Source organism: Mangrovimonas sp. YM274 (assembly GCF_030908385.1).
GTDB lineage: Bacteria > Bacteroidota > Bacteroidia > Flavobacteriales > Flavobacteriaceae > Mangrovimonas_A.
In genome coordinates this window covers 2,196,347-2,217,505 of record NZ_CP133091.1, presented here as the reverse complement: position 1 = coordinate 2,217,505, position 21,159 = coordinate 2,196,347, and the positions used below count along the sequence as shown (strand labels likewise).

Below are 21,159 nucleotides of genomic sequence, written 5' to 3'. Positions count from 1 at the left end.
CCTTTTAAATTATTTATTAACGAAAACGTTTGAATTTTCGTACTCCAATAAAAATATCGCAAATGGTAGTATTTATTGGTTATCTTTGTTATGTTGACTTTTCAAAACATATAAATTAATGAGTAAAAGCATAAAAAAAATAGCTGTATTTACCTCAGGGGGAGATGCTCCTGGAATGAATGCTGCTATTAGATCAGTTGTGAGAACTTGTGCATACCACAACATTCAATCTATTGGTGTTTACCGTGGATATGAAGGTATGATTGAAGGCGAATTTGTAGAAATGAATGCCCGTAGTGTTAAGGACATTATTAATAAGGGGGGAACAATTTTAAAGTCGGCTCGCTCAGATAGGTTCAGAACACCTGAAGGAAGAAAACAAGCGTACGAACAATTGAAAAAGGCAGGTGTAGATGCTTTAGTAGCCATTGGCGGAGATGGAACTTTTACAGGAGCCATGATTTTTAGCAGTGAGTTTGATATGCCAATTATGGGGATTCCAGGAACCATCGATAATGATATCTACGGAACGTCTCATACTTTAGGTTACGATACAGCCTTGAATACAGGCGTAGATGCCATTGATAAAATTAGAGATACGGCCAGTTCACATAACAGATTGTTCTTTATTGAAGTTATGGGCCGCGATGTTGGGCACATTGCCTTAAACGTAGGTGTTGGAGCTGGAGCTGAAGAAATCTTGATTCCAGAGGAAGATCTAGGATTGGATCGTTTGTTGGAATCTTTAAGACGTAGCAAGCGTTCAGGAAAGACTTCTAGTATCGTAATTGTTGCCGAAGGTGATAAAATAGGTAAAAACGTTTTTGAACTAAGGGATTACGTAGAAGAAAACCTTGGAGAATATGAAGTACGTGTATCTGTACTTGGTCATATGCAGCGTGGAGGTTCACCATCTTGTTTCGATCGTGTATTGGCAAGTAGGATGGGGGTGAAAGCCGTAGAAAGTCTTATGGAAGGAAAAACCAACTTTATGGTCGGGTTGTTGGATGATAAAATGGCATTAACACCATTGGATCAAGCCATCAAAGGCCAATCAAAAATAAATTTAGAATTACTTCGTGTGTCAGATATCATGACCACATAAACATTAAATTAAGATTATGTCAAAGTTAAAATTAGGAATCAACGGATTCGGGAGAATTGGAAGAATAGTATTTAGAGCTACCATCAACAGACCAGATGTGGAAGTGGTAGCCATCAACGACTTATTGGATGTAGAACACTTGGCGTATTTATTAAAATATGACTCTGTTCACGGAAAATTTGATGGAACTGTAGAGGTTAAGGATGGACATTTGGTTGTTAACGGTAAAACTGTTAGAATCACTGCCGAAAAAGATGCTAAAGCTCTTAAATGGGACGAAGTAGGTGCAGAGATCGTTGCCGAATGTACAGGAATCTTCACTACTTTGGAAACTGCACAATACCACATTGATGCTGGTGCTAAAAAGGTAGTTATTTCAGCTCCAAGTAAGGATGCTCCAATGTTTGTAATGGGAGTAAACCATACAGAAGCTAAAGCTTCAGATACTATTGTATCCAATGCATCTTGTACTACAAACTGTTTGGCGCCTGTAGCTAAAGTATTAAACGACAACTTCGGAATTGTTGAAGCTTTAATGACGACAGTTCACGCTACAACCGCTACACAATTAACAGTAGATGGCCCTTCTAGAAAGGATTACAGAGGTGGTAGAAGCGCTCTATTGAACATTATTCCTGCGTCTACAGGTGCTGCTAAGGCTGTAGGGAAGGTGATTCCAGAATTGAATGGAAAGTTAACTGGTATGGCATTCCGTGTACCAACTGCTGACGTTTCTGTTGTTGATTTAACTGTGAAGTTAGAAAAGGAAACTTCTTTAGACGAAATTAAAGCTGCTTTCAAGGCTGCTTCTGAAGGTGCAATGGAAGGTGTATTGGGATATACAGATGAATTAGTAGTGTCTCAAGATTTCGTAAGCGATGCACGCACGAGTATCTTTGATGCTGATGCAGCAATCGAATTGAACTCTACGTTCTTTAAAGTTGTGTCTTGGTACGACAACGAGTTTGGTTATTCAAACAAACTAATTGATTTAGCTTTACATGTAAGCAAATTATAATAACAATTTATATACGAATAGAAGACCGCAGTATAAAATTTGGGAAACTAAATGGAATGCTACGGTCTTTTTTTATTTTATTCTTATGATTTTAATAGTTGATAGCGGTTCTACAAAGTGCGATTGGATGCCAGTTGATTTGGATGGGAACCAACTTTCGGAAAAAATAAGAACACAAGGTCTCAATCCGGCAATTCTGGAGCGCAACGAGCTTCGAGTTAGGATTCTGGAAAATGAGGAGCTTATGGCTTATAGAGATAAAGCAACACACCTGTATTTCTACGGGGCAGGATGTGGTACTGAAAAACCTAAATTGGCGCTTCGCGACGTTTTGAAGGAAATTTTCACCTCTACGCACATAGAGATTGAAGAGGATACCATGGCAGCCGTAAGATCCACCATAAACCATGATGACGAAGCTGCAGTAGTATGTATCATGGGAACCGGTTCAAATTGTAGTTATTACGATGGTAAAAAACTACATCAACGAGTTGTGTCTTTAGGGTATTCGTTAATGGATGAGGCTAGCGGTAATTATTATGGGAAGGAGCTCATTAAGGATTACTACTATAAACACATGCCTTCTACATTAAGGGTGGCCTTTGATCATAAATATAATATGGAAGCCGATCATATAAAATACAATCTATATAAGCAACCTAATCCTAATGCTTACTTGGCCACTTTTGCTGAGTTTATGATTTTAAATAAGGAGTCCCAATATATGCATGATTTAATTGTAAGAGGTTTTAAATCTTTTGCTAAAAATATGATAATGCAATTTAAGGACGAATTGAAAACGGTTCCTGTACATTTCGCGGGATCAATTTCTTTCTTTACTCAGGAGCATATCAAGGAAGTTGCGGATGAAATGGGCTTTACTGTTGGTAATTTTGTGAGAAGACCCATTGAAGGGTTAGTTGATTATCATGTAAAAGGATTAAAACACGCATAAGAATAAGAAAAAAAAGTAATAAAAAAGCCTTGAAGAGATATTTCAAGGCTTTTTTTATTATCCGTTGTATACTTGGTTCTCCTGTTCGGCAACTCTAATAAAAGTGGTACGTTTGGTCAACTCTTTTAAACGTTGGGCTCCTACATAGGTACAGGTACTTCGCAAGCCTCCTAAAATATCTTGTAGTGTTGAATTTACAGGCCCGCGATAAGGAACTTCTACTGTTTTACCTTCGCTGGCACGATATTCGGCAATACCACCAACATGTTTTTCCATAGCTGTTGAGGAACTCATGCCGTAAAATTGTTTGTATTGCTTGCCATCCCGTTCAAATAATTGTCCCCCACTTTCGTCATGGCCAGCAAGCATGCCACCAAGCATTACAAAATCGGCCCCAGCTCCAAAGGCCTTAGCCACATCCCCTGGAGTGGCACAACCTCCATCACTAATAATTTGGCCACCCAAACCATGAGCGGCATCGGCACATTCAATAATGGCGGATAGCTGAGGGTAGCCAACGCCTGTTTTTACTCTAGTTGTGCACACGCTTCCAGGGCCAATTCCTACTTTTATAATATCTGCCCCAGCCAAAAGAAGTTCTTCTACCATTTCTCCTGTTACTACATTTCCGGCAATAATAACTTTATCTGGATAAGCTTCTCTAGTTTGCTTAACAAAATGCACAAAATGTTCAGAATACCCATTGGCTACATCAATACAAATGAATTTTATTAGTGGATTTTGGGCAAAAACACTCTGTAAACGTTCCGTATCTTTTTTACCGGTTCCAGTACTAATGGCAATGTAATTTTCAATTCCTTTTGGAGCCATGTTAAAGAAATTGGTCCATTGTTCAATTGAGTAATGTTTATGTATCGCAGTAAAGAGCTGTTTTTTGTGAAGAACCAAAGCCATTTCAAAGGTGCCCACGGTATCCATGTTGGCAGCCATTATAGGGATGCCCTTCCAAGATACTTTACTGTTCAAAAAAGTGAATTCGCGCTCTAGGTGGACCTGTGATCTACTTTTAAGTGTTGATCTTTTTGGTCTAATCATAACATCTTTAAAGCCTAGTTTAAGATCTTGTTCTATACGCATGGAGAGAAAATTTGGTTAGTTTTAAATTTAAGGTTTTGTTTTCTTAGAGGGATAGTTTATTAAAGATGAGTTGTTAACAAATTTAAAGCAATTGAAGTTTTTATATTTTAATATCTTTAGAAACCTAAACTATTTAACCAATGAAGAAAATTATTATTTGCTGTGCCGCTTTTTTCGCACTTCAAGGGTGTAAAAAAGAAGTCAATAAAGGTTTGGAAGTGAAAGAGTCTACAAGTGACGTTTTTTCAGAATTATTAACCAATTATAATGAAGAAAAACTCATTTTGGATCCATTGTTGGCCACACAAGCAGGAGACAACCGTTACAATGATCAGTTTCCCAATTATCTTTCGGAAGCCTATAAGGCAAAGGAAAAGGCCTTTTATGAAAAATATAAGGCTGCTTTTGGTGATATTGCCGATTCCTTGCTGAGTCCATCGGAGCAAATGAGTAAAGCAGTGTTGTTATGGGATTGTAATATTAAATTGGAGGCTTTAGGCTTTAAGAAAGATTTGATGCCAATAGACCAGATGTGGTCATTGAATTTAGATTTTAACCAATTGGCTAGTGGTTCAACAGCGCAACCTTTTAAAACGGTTGAGGACTATGATAATTGGTTGAAAAGAGTAGATGGTTATTTAGCTTGGCTTACATCGGCAAAGACCAATATGGAGCAGGGAATTGCAGAAGGCTATGTGCTTCCAAAATCATTGATAGTAAAGGTTATTCCGCAGTTCGAATCCTTGGTAAATGGGCCTGAGGAAGCGCATTTGTTTTTTGGCCCCATAAACTTGATGCCTGATTCCTTTGATAAAACTGCGAAAGATCGTCTGACCGAAGAGTATAAATCAATGATTAACGACAAGGTGATTCCTGCTTATAATGATATGGCTAAATTTTTTAAGGAAACTTATTTGCCAGCAGGAAGAGAAAGTAGTGGTATAGCCGCAACGCCGTTGGATACGGCCTATTATAGTCATCAAATTAAATTCTATACAACAACCAGTTTAACCGCAGATGAAATTCATCAAATTGGCTTGGATGAAGTTGCTCGAATCCGAAAGGAAATGGAAAAGGTGAAAGAGCAGGTTGGTTTTAAAGGGAATTTGAATGCCTTTTTTGATTTTGTAAGAACAAATAAAAATTTAATGCCATTTACGGAGCGCTCTCAAGTGATTGCTTTTTATGACAGTATTCATAATGTAATGAAGCCCCAATTGGACAAATTGTTTTCAAAACAGCCAATAACACCATTTGAGGTAAGACGAACAGAGCCGTTCAGAGAAAAATCGGCCGCTGCTAATTATAGTTCAGGCTCATTGGATGGGACACGTCCGGGAATTTTTTATACACCTATTCCCAACGTTGAGGAATATAATATTTTTGATAAGGAAGATTTGTTTTTACATGAAGCCATTCCAGGACATCATTTCCAGATTTCTTTGGCTCAGGAAAACAAAGCGCTTCCCGAGTTTAGAAGAACCTTGTGGTATAGTGCTTTTGGTGAAGGATGGGCTCTTTATGCAGAGTCCATGGGAGAGGAATTAGGTTTGTATAAAGATCCTTATCAATACTTGGGTATGTTGGGTGCTGAAATTCACAGGGCTATTCGTTTGGTGGTTGATACAGGGATTCATGCCAAAGGATGGACTAGGGAAGAAGCTATTGAATATTCCCTTCAAAATGAAGCAAAGTCCGAGTCTAAAATCATTAGTGAAATTGAACGTTATATGGCTAATCCTGGGCAAGCTTTGTCCTATAAAATAGGACAATTAAAAATCATTGAATTACGTGAGAGAAGCCAAAAACTTTTGGGTGATAAATTTGATATTAAAGAATTCCACAAGCAAGTTTTAGAAACGGGTTGTGTGCCTTTGGAATTATTGGAGAAGAAAATTAATGATTGGATAGCATCCTACTCGTGATGTGCAGAAAATTTTAGATATAAAAAAGGGCTATAAATTATAGCCCTTTTTTAATTTTCGTTGCTTATCTAACTGCAATCATACTTATTTCTACATTCACCGCCTTTGGTAATTTTGCTACTTGAACTGTTTCCCTTGCTGGAGCTGTAGCTTCATTAAAATAGCTTCCATATACCTCATTGATTTTGGAGAAATTGTCCATGTCACTAATAAAAATGGAAGATTTAATCACATTATTAAAATCCATATCGGCCGCAGCTAAAACCGCTTTCAGGTTTTCCATTACCTGTTTAGTTTCGGTTTGAATATCGTCCATTACCAATTCCATTGTGTCGGGGTTTAAGGCAATTTGCCCTGACGTATAAAGCGTGTTTCCCGTTAATACCGCTTGGTTGTATGGACCAATTGGAGCTGGGGCTTTAGGAGTGTTGATGATTGTTTTCATAGTGTTATAATTGTTGGTCACGTTGTTTACGTTTATCGTATTTAAGGTCTTTAAGCAAGCTGGATTTTATCCCGATGAAGAAATTCCAAGAACTACGATTACTGAATGGAATCCAGCTAAAGTTCATTCGCCAACTTAAAAGATCACGTTCAAAGCGTAATTGGGTATAGGTGAAACCATTATTTTTGAAATCATAACCGGACGACGCACCAACGGTCCAGCGAGGTGACAAATCAATGTCTCCAGAAAACATTAAGGAATGTGATGAGATTTCGTTTTGCCTAGCGGAATTGGAATAATTCACGGCATAGGCCAAACGTAAGCTCCAAGGAATTTCGTATTTGTATAGTTCGGAGTTTTCGTCGGCTTTGGAGCCGCCACTGTCGTCAGTTAAACGCTTATCGGCAAAGTCTTCATTTTTTCCAAAAAGGTCATCCGCACGTCCACCGCTTCTCACATTTTCATCTATAGCCTGTTTGTCTTCTTCGGTTTGTCCTTTAAACGAGTCGCTTGACAATGTATAGCTCATGTTCATGCTCGCCGAGGTCATTCGGAACAGGCTTCCTCCATTTTCAATATTGAACTTGTCTATTTTACGATTGTTATTATCTAGAGCATAGGGATCTAAGGTCATTCCAAAATTAATGCTCATTTTGTTGTTTAAAATCTGTGTTCCACCAGATACTCTTACAGGACTCCAATTTAGGGAATCTCCAGCAATGTTGTAGGAGGTAGAGAAGTTTAGGTTGTTTAATAAAATTACCTTTTTAGCCTCGGTAGCTGTGGAATCCTTATCCTTTACTTTTGCTTCTAAATTATTTGAAAGTGAAATACCTACAGAGCTTCCGTAAGTTTTGTTTGGCGATCCAAAAATTGAGCCTTCAAAACGGCTGTATTCTACTTCTCTAGAGGTTAGTCCGTCTGCTGAAACCACTTCGTAAGTCTCGTAATATTGGTCGAAAGCTGGATTAATGTTATAACTGATGGAAGGTCGCATTACGTGCCTTATGGCTTGTATTTTAGGATCCTTATCTTTCAGTTTAAAATCATACATTCCATAAATCGTCGTCCCTAAACTGGTCCCAAAGTTGTAGGTTCTAAAACTGTCAAAGCCTTTTCGGTCAATAGTAACTACTTCATCTTCAAATTCGTCATAATATTTCTTCACAGTATTTAGTGTCCAGTTTTCTTCAAAATTGGTACTGGCACTCATGCTGAAGTATTTAAATAGTTTCCAGTTGGTACTTAAAGGAATACTGTGTTTCATACCCACCTTGGCATCATCAAACATTCCCGATTTGAAGAACAAACTATCAGTAGTTTGGATTCTATTTTCTCCTCTCACATTGTACTGCAAGTTGATATTGTGCAGCGCTCCTTTTTTTGTGCCTTCTTTTGGTGCGAACGGAAAAATACGGCTTACACTTCCTTGAAAGGTAGGAAGTGTCATATTTATTTGTTGGGTTTGTGTGTTTTGTGAGTGTGTAGCTGTAACACTTAGGTTGGTTTGCGGTTCGCCTTGAAATGTTTTCGAATAAGAGATGGAGGAGGCCATCGTATTGTTCAAGAAGTTTGCGGCGTTGTTTTGGTTGATCGACTGTTGATAATAAGTACTACTTCCTAAGTTAACCGAGGCGGAAAACCTTGAGTTTGGGTTAGCTTTAGCATCTTGACTGTGTGACCATCTTAAATTATATATGGTAGACCTTGAATAGTCCGGGAAACCGCGTTCACTGCTTATGAGGTTTTCATATCTAAAACTAAGGTTTCCTCTAAATTTATATCGCAGGGCATAATTGGTCTCCACCCGCAACCCATAACTACCGTTGGTGTAATAGTCTCCTAAAACAGCTAAATCTGCATAATCACTTATTGCAAAATAATATCCTCCATTTTGTAAGAAGTAGCCTCGGTCATTTTGTTCTCCAAAAGAAGGAAATATTATACCAGAGGTTTGTTTTTTTGTCATGGGAAAATACGCAAAAGGAAGTCCAATTGGCGTAGGAACATCATATATAAACATGTTGGTAAAACCAGTTACCACTTTTTTGTTCGGAACAATTTTGGCTTTACGCATTAAAAAGTAGTACTCAGGATCATCTAAGTTTTCTGAGGTTGTAAACTTTCCGCGTTTAATAAAATAAACGGAATCATTTTCTTTTTTGGTGACATCGGCAATGATGGTTCCCCCGCTTTGCTCAGTCTTAGAATTGAAAATTAGTGCCTTTTTGGTTTCAGTATTGAAAATAATGGAATCCGGTTCCACTACGTTGCTTCCTTGCTTAAAAATTGGGGGTTGTGTATAGGCTCCAGTTGAGTCTTTTAGTCTACCGGCATAGACTAAATTTTTACTATAGTCAATGACAATAACACCAGACTTTATCTCCATATCTTGATACGATATTTCAGCTTTATTGTATAAAGTGATTTTTTGTGTTTTTTGGTTCATGGAAACATAGTCCTGAGCTTTATACTTTACTATGCCCGTTAGGAACTCTTTTTTCTTTGGGAGGGAATCGGTTTCAATGGAGTCTGATTCCTTGATATTTAAGGGGGCTGCCACAAGGGAATCGGCAAGCACATTTAGGGTGTCTCTTTCTACTTTTGGTTTAATGGTTTCGGTTGGTTTTGGTAGCTCCTGAGCGAACGCCAAAGTGTTAATAAGCACTGTAAAACTTAGGGTAAAAAGTATTTGAAAGATGTTTGTACGCAACGCTTTTAAATGTATTTTTGTAAAAGTATGGCTCGGTTTTTGAAAAGCCAAAATTACATATATTTTTTCGGGATTAATTATTATTCAAATAAAATTTAAAAATAAACTCAGGCTCAATTTTTTAGGTAATAAATAAAGATATTCTGTCGTTAAAAACATTTATGAGAACGTACTTATTATCAATAATCGTATTATTTACAATTTCTTTAACATTTGCTGCAAGTCCAAGAAAGGATCGGGACAAATTTGTAGTGGTCTTGGATGCTGGGCATGGAGGGCATGACCCTGGCAACTTGGGAAATGGATATAAGGAAAAGGATATTGCCCTTAAAATTGTTTTGGATTTAGGCGCCACCTTGGAGAAGTTGCCCAATGTTAAGGTTATCTATACACGTAAAACGGACGTGTTTGTTGAATTGAGAGAGCGTGCAGCTATTGCCAACAGGGCCGATGCCGATTTGTTTGTGTCGGTGCACTGTAATGCACACGGATCCTCTGCCCATGGTACAGAAACCTTTGTGTTGGGGGTGGCTAATGATCAACGAAATTTTGAAATTGCCAAAAAAGAGAATGAAGTAATCTTTTTGGAGAGTAATCATGAGAAGCATTATGAAGGGTTTGACCCCAATTCACCAGAGTCTATGATTGGTATTTCCATTATGCAGGAAGAGTACACAGAGAATAGTATTCGTTTGGCACGGATGATTGAGGATAACTTTTCACATATACTTAAACGTAAGAGCCGTGGCATCAAACAAGCTAGTTTGTGGGTGTTGCACAATACATATATGCCAAGTGTATTGATTGAGGTAGGTTTTTTGACCTATAAGCCAGAAGGGCAGTATTTAAATTCTGGAAGAGGGCAAGGTGAAATGGCTAATTCCATAAAAAACGCTGTGATTAGCTATAAGAAGTTCTTGGAACAAAATGTGGGCGAAAATATTTTTAGCGATGATGACTTGGCTATGGTTGGAGAATCAGAACTAGAAACCAAAGTGGAATTACCAGAAGTTTACAAAGACATAACCTTTAAAGTGCAGATAGCCGCAAGTTCGAAACGATTGAAATTAAAAGCTTATAACTTTAATGGGCTTGAAGTAAGCTCGGTGGAGCAAGCGGGTAATGTATACAAATATTTTTACGGAGAAACTTCAGACTATAATGAAATCCAAAAGTTTCAGGAGGTGGCAAAACAAAAGGGGTACAGTGGTAGTTTTATTGTAGCCTATAAAAATGGAGTCCGTATCGATCTTTCCGAAGCCCTTAAAACTGCTACCAATTAAAAGTATTCTTAATATATTTATCACTAATTTTGTGATCAACCAAATATCAAGTACACATTGAAAATCTCAAGAGAAGTAAAAACCGCAATACTGGTTATCTCCGGAATAGCCTTACTAATATTCTTATTTAACTACCTGAAAGGAGAAAACCTTTTGGATTCTTCAAGAACCTATTACGCCGTTTATGATAACGTGGAAGGTTTGGCACCTTCAGCCCCGGTCACTATTAATGGACAAAATGTAGGTAAAGTTCAAAGTATTGAATTTAAAGAAGATGGTTCTGGAAAACTTGTGGTGAAATTGCTTATTACCAACGATTTTGAATTCTCTAAAAATAGTACAGCCGAATTGTATGAAGCCGGTTTGATAGGCGGAAAAGCTGTAGCAATTGTCCCTGCTTTTGATGGAGCTTCTCCTGCAAAGAGTGGTAGTTATTTAACCGCAAAAACCAAAGAGGGACTTTCTGAATTGGTAAACCAACGCTTAACGCCACTTCAAGAAAAAATAGAAATGGTGATGGTAAGTGCCGATGAGGCCATAAGAAATATTAATTCGTTGTTTAGTCCACAAAATAAGGAGAATTTAACGAAAGCCCTTGCACAATTGGAGGGGACTATTATTTCCTACAAAGCAACAGCGAATGGCCTAAATAAAATGATAGCAGATAATCAGGAAAGTTTGCAAAGCACCTTATCGAGTGCCGAGAATACATTTGGTAACTTTTCGAAAATATCAGATTCTATTGCTCAGGTTGATTTGGCTGGTGCAGCGAGAGATTTGCAGAGTTCAATGGATAACCTTAACCAATTACTAAGTGGAATTGAACAGGGTAATGGAACGATGGGCAAATTTTTAAAAGATGAACAGCTTTATGATAATCTGGAAGGAGCAACCAAACAGCTGGAAGAATTATTACAAGATTTAAAATTAAACCCTAAGCGTTATGTACATTTTTCGGTTTTTGGAAAGAAAGCCGATCAATATGATGCCGAAGGAAACCTTATCAAAGATTCCGAGTCTAAGGAATAACTTACTACACTAACACAAATGAACTATATTCCAAACATACTTTTTGCTGCTGCCTTGGTATTGGGCATTGGCTATTTTGTTAAAAATGTCAAGAAATTAGTCCGTAACATTAAATTGGGTCAAGATGTAGATGTCAGCGATCATAAAGATCAACGTTGGCAAAACATGATTCGTATTGCCTTGGGACAAGGAAAAATGGTCCGTCGTCCAGTAGCGGGAATTCTTCATATTATAGTATATCTAGGGTTTATTATTATCAATATTGAAGTCCTTGAAATTATCCTGGACGGTCTTACGGGACAACACCGTCTGTTTTCATTTATGGGAGGGTTCTACGGATTTTTAATAGGATCTTTTGAAGTGTTGGCCTTATTGGTGTTTGTATCTGTAGTGATATTTTGGATACGACGCAACGTTATCAAGTTGCAAAGATTCTGGAAACCAGAAATGACCAGTTGGCCAAAAAATGATGGGAATTTCATTCTTTATTTTGAAATGGTTCTTATGACCTTATTTTTGGTTATGAACGCCACTGATATGCATTTACAAGAGATGCAATCAGGGAATGTGATTAGTCAATTTATAACGCCATTGTTCTCAGGAATGTCGGAGGGAACATTGCATCTTGTAGAACGCAGTGCTTGGTGGTTACATATTTTAGGAATATTGGTATTTCTAAACTATTTATATTATTCAAAACACCTTCATATTTTATTGGCATTCCCAAATACTTACTTTGGAAAAATAAAGCCTAAAGGTGAATTTAATAACCTAGAAGCCGTTACCAATGAAGTAAAAATGATGATGGATCCAGATGCTGATCCTTTTGCAATGCCAGAAGAAGGAGTAGAGGAAGAAGTACCTGCAAAATTTGGAGCTAGTGATGTTCAAGATTTGAGTTGGGTACAATTGTTAAATGCTTATACCTGTACAGAATGTGGACGATGTACTAGTGAGTGTCCTGCTAATTTGACAGGGAAGCAATTGTCTCCTCGTAAAATTATGATGGATACCCGTGATCGTTTGGAAGAAGTTGGAAAAAATATGGATGCCAACAATGGTGAATTTAAAGATGATGGCAAACAGTTATTGGGAGATTACATTAGTCATGAGGAAATTTGGGCGTGTACAACTTGTAATGCCTGTGTGGAAGCTTGTCCGGTAAGTATCGACCCGCTGTCCATTATTTTAGAAATGCGACGTTATTTGGTGATGGAACAGAGTGCGGCACCAATGGAGTTAAATAACATGATGAGCAATATTGAGAATAATGGAGCTCCATGGCCTTATAACCAAATGGATCGATTAAACTGGGTAGACGAAAAATAGTATGGTATTCTAATTTTGGTAATAGGAATACATAAACTACATAACGAATAATAAGATGGATCAACTTATAGTAAAAACGATGGCAGACTATATGGCCGAAGGTAAACAACCTGAAATTTTGTTTTGGGTAGGGTCTGCTGGAAGTTATGACGATAGAGCCAAAAAAATAACTAGAGCTTTTGTAAAGTTGTTAAACAAAGCTCAAGTAGAGTTTGCTGTTTTAGGCACAGAAGAAAGCTGTACTGGCGATGTGGCAAAACGCGCCGGTAATGAGTTTCTCTTTCAGATGCAGGCTATGATGAATATAGAACTGTTAAATGGTTATGAAGTTAAGCGCATAGTAACAGCTTGTCCACATTCTTACAATACCCTTAAAAATGAATACCCAGCTTTGGGCGGGCAATATCAGGTTCAGCATCATACAGAATATATAGAAGAGCTCATACAAGCTGGTCGTTTAAAAATAGAAACTAGTTCCAAATTAAATGGAAAGCGCATCACGTTTCATGATCCTTGCTATTTAGGTCGTGCCAATGAAGTTTATGAAGCGCCAAGAAACTTATTGAGGACTTTAGGAGTTGATTTGGTTGAAATGAAACGCCATAAGCAAACGGCTTTGTGCTGCGGTGCGGGTGGCGCACAAATGTTTAAAGAGCCTGAAAAGGGAGATAAAGACATCAATGTATTAAGAACAGAAGATGCCCTAAAAACTGAGCCCTCAATTATAGCAACGGGTTGCCCATACTGCAATACCATGATGACCGATGGTGTAAAGGCTAAAGAAAAAGAGGGAGCTGTTCAAGTTATGGATGTGGCGGAGTTGTTAGCAAATGCAGAGGACTTATAATACCATCCTTTGAAAATTCTCATTTAAAAGATGATGTTGGTCAATTTTTTGATGAAAGATTAGTAAATCTTTTGAAAAACTATTGAATCTTTAAATATCAAGTTTTGTTTAAAACAAAGCTTTTATTATTCAAAAAGAATAGTGAATTTTAGGGCTTATTAGGCTTAAAATACAATGTTATGACCAATGAGATTTTCCTTTTAAATATTTCAGGGCCAGATAAACCAGGTTTGACCTCTAGCTTAACAACTGTGTTAGCAGAATATGGAGCTAAAGTATTAGATATTGGTCAAGCAAATATCCATGACACCTTATCTCTGGGAATTTTATTCGAGATTAAATCCAAGGCGAAATCTGCAGCCGTTTTAAAGGATTTGCTTTTCAAAGCCTATGAGCTTGGCATTACCGCAAAATTCACCCCAATTACTTTGGACAATTACGAAAAGTGGGTTGGTTTGCAGGGAAAGGATCGGTATATAGTAACCATTTTAGGTGAAAAACTGAGTGCCGAGCAGATTGCAAAAGTCACAGAAGTAATTTCAGAAAAGAATCTGAACATTGATGCAATAAAAAGACTTACCGGTAGGATTTCGCTATCGAAAGAAGAGGAATATCCAAGAGCATGTATTGAGTTATCCATACGTGGACAGATCGATGACAAATCTGAATTTACCAGAAAGTTTATGGAAATTTCTCATGACTTGGACGTAGACATTGCGTTTCAAGAAGATAATATCTATAGAAGAAATAGACGTTTGGTGTGTTTCGATATGGATTCTACACTCATACAAACGGAGGTAATTGATGAATTGGCAGTTTTGGCTGGAGTAGGTGATCAGGTAAAAGCTATTACCGAGTCTGCCATGCAAGGAGAGATTGATTTTAAGGAAAGTTTTACCAAACGCATGAAGCTCCTTGAAGGTTTGAGCGAGGAAGTGCTTCAATCTGTAGCGGTAAATTTACCGATTACCAAAGGCGCGAGACGATTGATAGACACCTTAAAAAGTTACGGATTTAAAACCGCTATTTTATCTGGAGGCTTTACCTATTTTGGGCATTATCTGCAAAAGGAGTTAGGGATAGATTATGTGTATGCCAATCAATTGGAGATTAAGAATGGTGTCTTAACTGGAGGTTATCTTGGGGAAATAGTGGATGGTGAAAAAAAGGCAGAATACCTCAAAAAAATAGCAGAAGAAGAGGGAATCAATATTAGTCAAACTATTGCTGTTGGTGATGGGGCCAATGATTTGCCCATGCTAAACTTAGCAGGTTTGGGAATTGCCTTCCATGCCAAACCAACCGTGAAAAACAATGCTCAAAGTGCCATATCAAGTATTGGTCTGGATGGTGTTTTGTATTTATTGGGTTATCACGACAGACATATAGATTTGGTGAGCTAGTTTTTTTTATTAAATCCATTTTATACAGTGGCCTTACATTTATTTAGTAAATTACATTCTGCAATCTATTTTTAGAAATAAATTTCAACAATAATAATGAATCGAGAATTACTCCCTTTAAGAAAGATTTTGTCAATTGGTTTTTTTGGAGGATTATTTATAGCTGGATCTACAGCTTTATATTGTTTTTATTTAGGTGATCCAATTTCATTATTCAACTTTATGTTCTTATTCTTAGGGAATGCCTTATGGATGTCTTTGGCGTTTCGGTTTAAATACACCAAAAATTAAGAGATTCAATAATGACATTTTAATATTTAAATTTAGCTAGGTGTTTACAAATAATCAAATTGCTCTGGAAAATCTTCCAAGAATAGAAAATCTTGAACTTTTAGGTATAGCTTCCAAATATAAAACCATTTTAGTTGTAAACAGAATTGTGGGATTTGTAGGGTTTCTAATAATCTTTTTAATCCTTGACACTTTTGTAGTAGACGAAAGCTTTCCAGTAACTGTATTCTGGACTATAACAGTAGCTTGGTGTTTGGTTTTTGTGTTAAGTTTGGTATTTGCCGATTTGTCATTTAAATCCCGCCAATATGGTTTAAGGGATAAGGATATCACATATTCTAAAGGAGTTTTGGTGCATTCCGTGACAACACTTCCCTTTAATAGAATCCAACACGTTGAAATCTCTAGGACGTTTTTAGCAAGAAAGTTTGGTTTGGCCACACTGCATTTATATTCAGCAGGACAAAACGGTAGCGATTTATCAATTAAAGGCTTACCTTTTGAGGTTGCTCAATCTCTTAAAACATTTTTAACCAACAAACTGAATGAGCAGTCCTAATTTTAGTATTCCTACAAGGCAATCGGCAAAAGGTATTATAGTATTATTTGGTTTCCAACTGTATAAGTTGGTTAAACAACAAATGGCAATCATATTTGTTTCCTTATATCTGTTTATACGGAAGGCAGATTCAGAAAAGATTGTTTGGCTAGGCCTCGGTCTTCTTTTGCTACTTTTGTTGGTTTTGATCATTTCAATTTTAAAGTACAGGAATTTTAAATTCCATATTATTAACGATTATTTCGTTTTACAACAAGGTGTTTTAAAAAAGGAGGAAACCGCTATATCAAAGTCTAAAATTCAAAATGTCTACATTAAACAAAACCTCTTGCAACAAATTATTGATGTGGTGTCGCTATCGGTAGAAAGTGCAGGGGACAAAAAGACGGAGATTGAAATAAAAGCTCTTGATAAGCCTACAGCGCAAGCCTTGAAGACGTTGTTGATTTCTAATAATACACAAGAGTCAAACAATAAGGAATCTCAAGAGACTTTGGAGGTTTTAAGAGAAGATAAAACCTTTTATCAAGTATCTATGAAGCGTCTGTTTCTTGAAGGTATTTCTGAGAATCATTTAAAAAGTCTGGTCTTTATTTTTGCTTTCTTTTTTGGCCTTTACGGAAACTTTAAAGACGCTTTAGGAGATGTTAAACTAGCAGATTTGGAAGCTTCCTATTTTCAATATAGTGAGAAGAGTCAAATGATGCAGTTTGTGATATTTAATTTTGCCATTATAACCGTATTATTACTCGTGGCATTTGCTTTCTCGTTGGTAAAAACGGTTTTGATTAATTTTGATCTCAAGGTTACAGAAAACAACAAGGGACTGGAAATTTCTAAAGGGTTGTTGAACAAGGTGTCTTTGGGTTTGGTGACCAGCCGCATTCAAACAATTACATTGTCTACTAATAGATTCAAAAAAGCTTTGGGACTGTATCAAATGTTTTTCACTCAAGCTATGGTGGATGCAAAACAGTTAAAGAATTTCTCCATTATTGGCCTGTCCAAATCGGAATCAAAAAATTTAATTGAAAAATTTTATGCCAATATCCTTGAGGGGATCACAAAGCATAAGCCAGAGGTCTATTTTAAAAGGATAAAAGCTTTGCAGGTTTTGGTGTTGATCATGGGAGTGAATGGCTTAATAGTCTTCAACTCGTCCTATTTATATTTTCTATGGAACATTCCTTTGATAGTTTTTGCTGTTTTAGTTGTCAGACAAAGCTATAAAAAGGCCTATTATAGTATTGATGAAAATTATATTGTCATAGGAAGCGGAGGATTGATTGAGGTCAATACCGATATGGCCGAGCTTCACAAACTTCAGGGGGTACAATTTAAACAGAATATTTTTCAAAAATATAGAGGTATAGCATCGGTGAAAATTTATACAGCTTCAAAAGCTTTGACCATTCCATTTATTAAGGAAAATGATGCCAAGACAATTGTCGATTTTCTATTGTTTAAAGTAGAATCTGAAGATAGACATTGGATGTAAAATTGTACTTTTGTAAGCATAAAAAATAATAAGCTATGTTAGTTGATTTTGATACGCTACCCGAAGAATCGCGAGTTTGGATTTACCAAGCCAATAGAACTTTTACTGATGCAGAAGTACAAGAATTAAAGCAGAAATTGGATGAGTTTGTCCTTAATTGGACTGCTCACGGAAGTGATTTACACGCTGGGTATAAAATTGTTTATAAGCGTTTTATTGTATTAGGCTTAAATCAAAACTTAAATAAAGCTACGGGATGTTCTATCGACGCCTCAGTTCATTTTATTCAAGAATTGGAGAAAGAATATGGAGTGGATTTAATGGATAAAATGAATGTATCCTATAAACAAGGGGAATTCATTGCATATAAAAGTTTAACCGATTTCAAAAAGATGGCTAAAGACAAAGCGGTGTCCAAAAATACCATTGTGTTTAATAATTTGGTTACCAATATAGCTGAGTTTAACGAAAGTTGGGAGGTGCCAGCCAAGGATAGTTGGCATGCACGGTTTCTGTAAAGTGATATTGAAATAAAGATTTATAAAATGAAAAGAAGCTGCAGTTTTAATCCAAACGCAGCTTTTTTCTTTATTCATTTAATGTTAAGTGAGACTTGTTAGTAGCTTCTTTATAAAACTCTCTTAAAGTTTTTTACACTTCCTTTTAAAAGTATTATTTTGGCTAATAATTAATTCTTTGGCCTAAAAATCCTTATGAAATATATATATTCCCTAACTTCTATCATTTTATTATCCTGTTTTTATTATGCTTGGGCACAGTCCAAGCCAATATCTATTGATGCCCCGATTAATCCCTTATTGGTAGAAAATGTTGTTGCTCAACAAAAATGGGTAGACAGTATTTATAATAAAATGACCTTGGAGGAAAAGCTTGGTCAGCTGTTTATGGTGCAAGTATTTTCAAGTCAGGATGCCAAGACTAGGGAAAAGATTGAAAATTTAATTACAGAACATCATATAGGAGGTATTATCTATTCCAAAGGAGGTCCAGTTAGACAAGCCAAATTAAACAACGATTTACAGGCCTTGTCAAAAGTACCGATGCTCATTGGTATGGATGCAGAGTGGGGGCTTAGCATGCGTTTGGATTCAACGTATGCCTTTCCTTGGAATATGACTTTAGGTGCTATCAAGGATAATGCATTGGTGCAGCAAACCGGTTATCAGGTTGGGGAACATTGTAAGCGTTTGGGTGTACACTTCAATTTTGCACCTGTGGTAGATATTAATACCAATCCAGGCAACCCAATTATTGGAAATCGTTCTTTTGGGGAAGACCGCGATAATGTAACGGTCAAAGCGTTGGCATTTATGAGAGGAATGCAGAGTGCGGGCGTTTTGGCAAACGCCAAACATTTCCCAGGTCATGGCGATACTGAAGGTGATTCCCATAAAACCTTGCCTACTATAGGGTTTGATGAAAAACGTATTGATTCCATTGAGTTATATCCATATAAAAGATTGATCAAGGAAGGATTGTCCAGCGTGATGGTAGCTCATTTAAATGTTCCTAGCTTGGAACCTAGACAAGGTTACCCCTCATCTTTGTCTGAACGCATTGTTACCGATATCTTGCGAGAGCGTCTTCAATTTCAAGGTTTGATATTTACAGATGCTTTAGAAATGAAAGGAGTTTCCAATTACAGTGATTCTGGCGATGTGGATCTCGCTGCATTTTTGGCGGGAAATGATGTGTTGTTGATGTCTGAAGATGTGCCCACAGGAGTTACTAAGTTGGGAGAGGCCTATGCCAAGGGCATTATTTCGGAAGAGCGCTTGGCACATTCTGTCAAGAAAATTTTAATGGCCAAGTACAAAGTAGGGCTAGATCATTACAAACCTATTGAAACCGATCATTTGGTGGAAGATTTAAACCGTTTAAAAGACGATTTATTATACAGTCAATTAATGGAGTCGGCCGTTACTGTTGTACGCAACAAGCAGCAACTATTACCGATTAGACATTTGGACACAAAGAAGATTGCCTATGTAAAATTTGGTGATGATGATGGATCGGTGTTTTTTAATGAGCTTCAAAAGTATACTAGGGTACATGAAGTGAAAGCTGACAAATTAGATGAGTTACTTACTAAGCTTCAAAATTATAATACGGTAATAATTGGCTTACATAAATCCAATGCCTCTCCGTGGAAATCTTACGAGTTTAGTAATCAGGAGTTAGTTTGGTTATATGAAATTGCACGTACTAATAATGTGATTTTAGATGTATTTGCCAGACCTTATGCGTTGATGGGCTTACAATCAATTGAAAATATCGAAAGTATTGTTGTAAGTTATCAAAATAGTGATATTGCCCAAGAAAAATCGGCACAAATACTGTTTGGTGCCCTACCTGCAAAGGGACATTTGCCAGTGTCGGCAGGAGAATATTTTAAAGAAGGAGATGGAATGGAATACACCGATATTGAGTTGTTGGGGTATGCTTTGCCGGAAAGTGTAGGGATGAGTTCAGAAAAATTGAAGAAACTGGATTCTATTGCCAACTATGCTGTTTATAATGAAATGACACCGGGTATTCAATTATTGGTAGCCAGAAAAGGGAAAGTAATTTACAATAAGAATTTTGGAAAACACACCTATGAAGGGGAACAAGCGGTGAAATCTGGTGACATCTATGATTTGGCTTCATTGACTAAGATTTTGGTGACCCTACCTTTGATAATGGAATTGGAAGAGCGCGGCGAAATTAGCTTGGACACTAAATTGTCAAAAATCCTTCCGGAGTTTAAAAATTCGAATAAAAAGAATATTACCATTAAGGAAATGCTATCGCATTGTGCGCGATTAAAACCTTGGATTCCCTTTTATGCGGCTACTTTAGATTCTCTAAAGAAACCTAGTGCCAAGTATTACAGGCGAAAGCCAAGCCCTAAATTTAATATCAAGGTAGCCGATGAAGTATATTTAAGGTACGATTACCCGGATACGATGCAGAAAATAATATTGGAAAGTGACCTGCTTACCAAAGCCGGTTACCGATATAGTGATATGCCTTATTATATTTTGAAGAAATATATTGAAGGGTTTTACGACAAACCTTTGGACGAGTTGGCTCAGGACCATCTTTATAAAGCTTTGGGAGCAAATCATACCACATACAACCCATCAAAACTGTTTAGTAATTCACAAATAGTACCTACTGAAGTGGATGATTATTATCGTTATCAAACCATTCATGGTTATGTACACGATATGGGCGCCGCTATGGAAAATGGGGTAGGTGGACATGCAGGCTTGTTTAGTAATGCCAATGATGTGGCCAAGATTATGCAAATGTACCTCCAAAAAGGATTTTATGGAGGACGGCGCTATTTTAAGCCAGAGACGATAGAAAAATTCAACACCTGTTATTACTGTGATGATGATAACAGAAGGGGCGTAGGGTTTGATAAGCCTCAGTTGGGAGACAACGGTCCCACTTGCGGATGTTTATCCATGACTAGTTTTGGACATTCGGGATTTACGGGAACTTATGCTTGGGCAGACCCAGAAGAAGAAATAGTATATGTATTTTTGGCAAATAGAACATACCCCACAGCAGGGAAGAATCTATTGTTGAGGGAAAATATTCGAACGGAAATACAACGCTTCATTTACGAAGCCATTATTGAAGATTAAAT

General features: G+C 37.0%; 16 protein-coding genes. 13 read left to right on the top strand and 3 right to left on the bottom strand.

The window, feature by feature from the left end; translation table 11 throughout:
• Nucleotides 1-118: 118 nt before the first annotated feature.
• The 3 genes from pfkA (at nucleotide 119) to RBH95_RS09560 (ending at nucleotide 3,078) form a co-directional block, all read left to right on the top strand.
• Nucleotides 119-1,105, top strand: coding sequence for a 6-phosphofructokinase (gene pfkA, locus RBH95_RS09570; protein WP_307899367.1), 987 nt, complete (start codon nucleotides 119-121; stop codon nucleotides 1,103-1,105).
• 16 nt (nucleotides 1,106-1,121) lie between these two features.
• Nucleotides 1,122-2,123: a type I glyceraldehyde-3-phosphate dehydrogenase gene (gene gap / locus RBH95_RS09565; protein WP_307899366.1), complete on the top strand. Its 1,002-nt coding sequence runs from the start codon at nucleotides 1,122-1,124 to the stop codon at nucleotides 2,121-2,123.
• An 85-nt stretch (nucleotides 2,124-2,208) separates the two neighbouring features.
• A complete protein-coding gene (locus tag RBH95_RS09560) occupies nucleotides 2,209-3,078 on the top strand; it encodes an N-acetylglucosamine kinase (protein ID WP_307899365.1) in 870 nt (289 codons plus the stop codon).
• A 57-nt stretch (nucleotides 3,079-3,135) separates the two neighbouring features.
• On the opposite strand, the gene RBH95_RS09555 is transcribed toward RBH95_RS09560, so the two are convergent.
• Nucleotides 3,136-4,176, bottom strand: a complete 1,041-nt coding sequence (locus RBH95_RS09555; protein WP_307899364.1) for a GMP reductase — start codon at nucleotides 4,174-4,176, stop codon at nucleotides 3,136-3,138.
• A gap of 140 nt (nucleotides 4,177-4,316) precedes the next feature.
• On the opposite strand from RBH95_RS09555, the gene RBH95_RS09550 reads away from it, so the two are divergent.
• Nucleotides 4,317-6,101, top strand: coding sequence for a DUF885 family protein (locus tag RBH95_RS09550; RefSeq protein ID WP_307899363.1), 1,785 nt, complete (start codon nucleotides 4,317-4,319; stop codon nucleotides 6,099-6,101).
• Nucleotides 6,102-6,165: 64 nt separating this feature from the next.
• Here the strand turns inward: RBH95_RS09550 and RBH95_RS09545 are convergent, their stop codons facing one another.
• Nucleotides 6,166-6,546 (bottom strand): RidA family protein, encoded by a 381-nt coding sequence (locus RBH95_RS09545; RefSeq protein ID WP_307899362.1) that lies wholly within the window; start codon nucleotides 6,544-6,546, stop codon nucleotides 6,166-6,168.
• Between the two features lie 4 nt (nucleotides 6,547-6,550).
• Nucleotides 6,551-9,310: a putative LPS assembly protein LptD gene (locus RBH95_RS09540; RefSeq protein WP_307899361.1), complete on the bottom strand. Its 2,760-nt coding sequence runs from the start codon at nucleotides 9,308-9,310 to the stop codon at nucleotides 6,551-6,553.
• 110 nt (nucleotides 9,311-9,420) lie between these two features.
• Here RBH95_RS09540 and RBH95_RS09535 point away from each other — a divergent pair, with 110 nt between their 5' ends.
• The 9 genes from RBH95_RS09535 (at nucleotide 9,421) to RBH95_RS09495 (ending at nucleotide 21,157) form a co-directional block, all read left to right on the top strand.
• Nucleotides 9,421-10,542: an N-acetylmuramoyl-L-alanine amidase gene (locus RBH95_RS09535; RefSeq protein ID WP_307899360.1), complete on the top strand. Its 1,122-nt coding sequence runs from the start codon at nucleotides 9,421-9,423 to the stop codon at nucleotides 10,540-10,542.
• A 57-nt stretch (nucleotides 10,543-10,599) separates the two neighbouring features.
• Nucleotides 10,600-11,571 (top strand): MlaD family protein, encoded by a 972-nt coding sequence (locus tag RBH95_RS09530; protein WP_307899359.1) that lies wholly within the window; start codon nucleotides 10,600-10,602, stop codon nucleotides 11,569-11,571.
• Nucleotides 11,572-11,589: 18 nt separating this feature from the next.
• Nucleotides 11,590-12,900 carry a 4Fe-4S dicluster domain-containing protein gene (locus RBH95_RS09525; protein WP_307899358.1) on the top strand — a complete coding sequence of 437 codons (1,311 nt, stop codon included), beginning with the start codon at nucleotides 11,590-11,592 and terminating at the stop codon, nucleotides 12,898-12,900.
• A 55-nt stretch (nucleotides 12,901-12,955) separates the two neighbouring features.
• A complete protein-coding gene (locus RBH95_RS09520) occupies nucleotides 12,956-13,747 on the top strand; it encodes a (Fe-S)-binding protein (RefSeq protein WP_307899357.1) in 792 nt (263 codons plus the stop codon).
• A gap of 179 nt (nucleotides 13,748-13,926) precedes the next feature.
• On the top strand, nucleotides 13,927-15,150 hold the full coding sequence (gene serB / locus RBH95_RS09515; RefSeq protein WP_307899356.1) for a phosphoserine phosphatase SerB: 1,224 nt from the start codon (nucleotides 13,927-13,929) through the stop codon (nucleotides 15,148-15,150).
• A gap of 331 nt (nucleotides 15,151-15,481) precedes the next feature.
• Entirely contained in the window at nucleotides 15,482-16,000 is a 519-nt protein-coding gene (locus RBH95_RS09510) for a PH domain-containing protein (RefSeq protein WP_307899355.1), read from the top strand.
• Entirely contained in the window at nucleotides 15,987-17,498 is a 1,512-nt protein-coding gene (locus RBH95_RS09505; protein ID WP_307899354.1) for a PH domain-containing protein, read from the top strand. Before RBH95_RS09510 ends, RBH95_RS09505 begins: the two co-directional genes overlap by 14 nt.
• A gap of 35 nt (nucleotides 17,499-17,533) precedes the next feature.
• Nucleotides 17,534-18,016 carry an ABC transporter ATPase gene (locus RBH95_RS09500; protein ID WP_307899353.1) on the top strand — a complete coding sequence of 161 codons (483 nt, stop codon included), beginning with the start codon at nucleotides 17,534-17,536 and terminating at the stop codon, nucleotides 18,014-18,016.
• Between the two features lie 195 nt (nucleotides 18,017-18,211).
• Complete coding sequence (locus tag RBH95_RS09495; RefSeq protein WP_307899352.1) at nucleotides 18,212-21,157, top strand: glycoside hydrolase family 3 N-terminal domain-containing protein; 2,946 nt, start codon at nucleotides 18,212-18,214, stop codon at nucleotides 21,155-21,157.
• The last annotated feature ends 2 nt before the right edge of the window (nucleotides 21,158-21,159 follow it).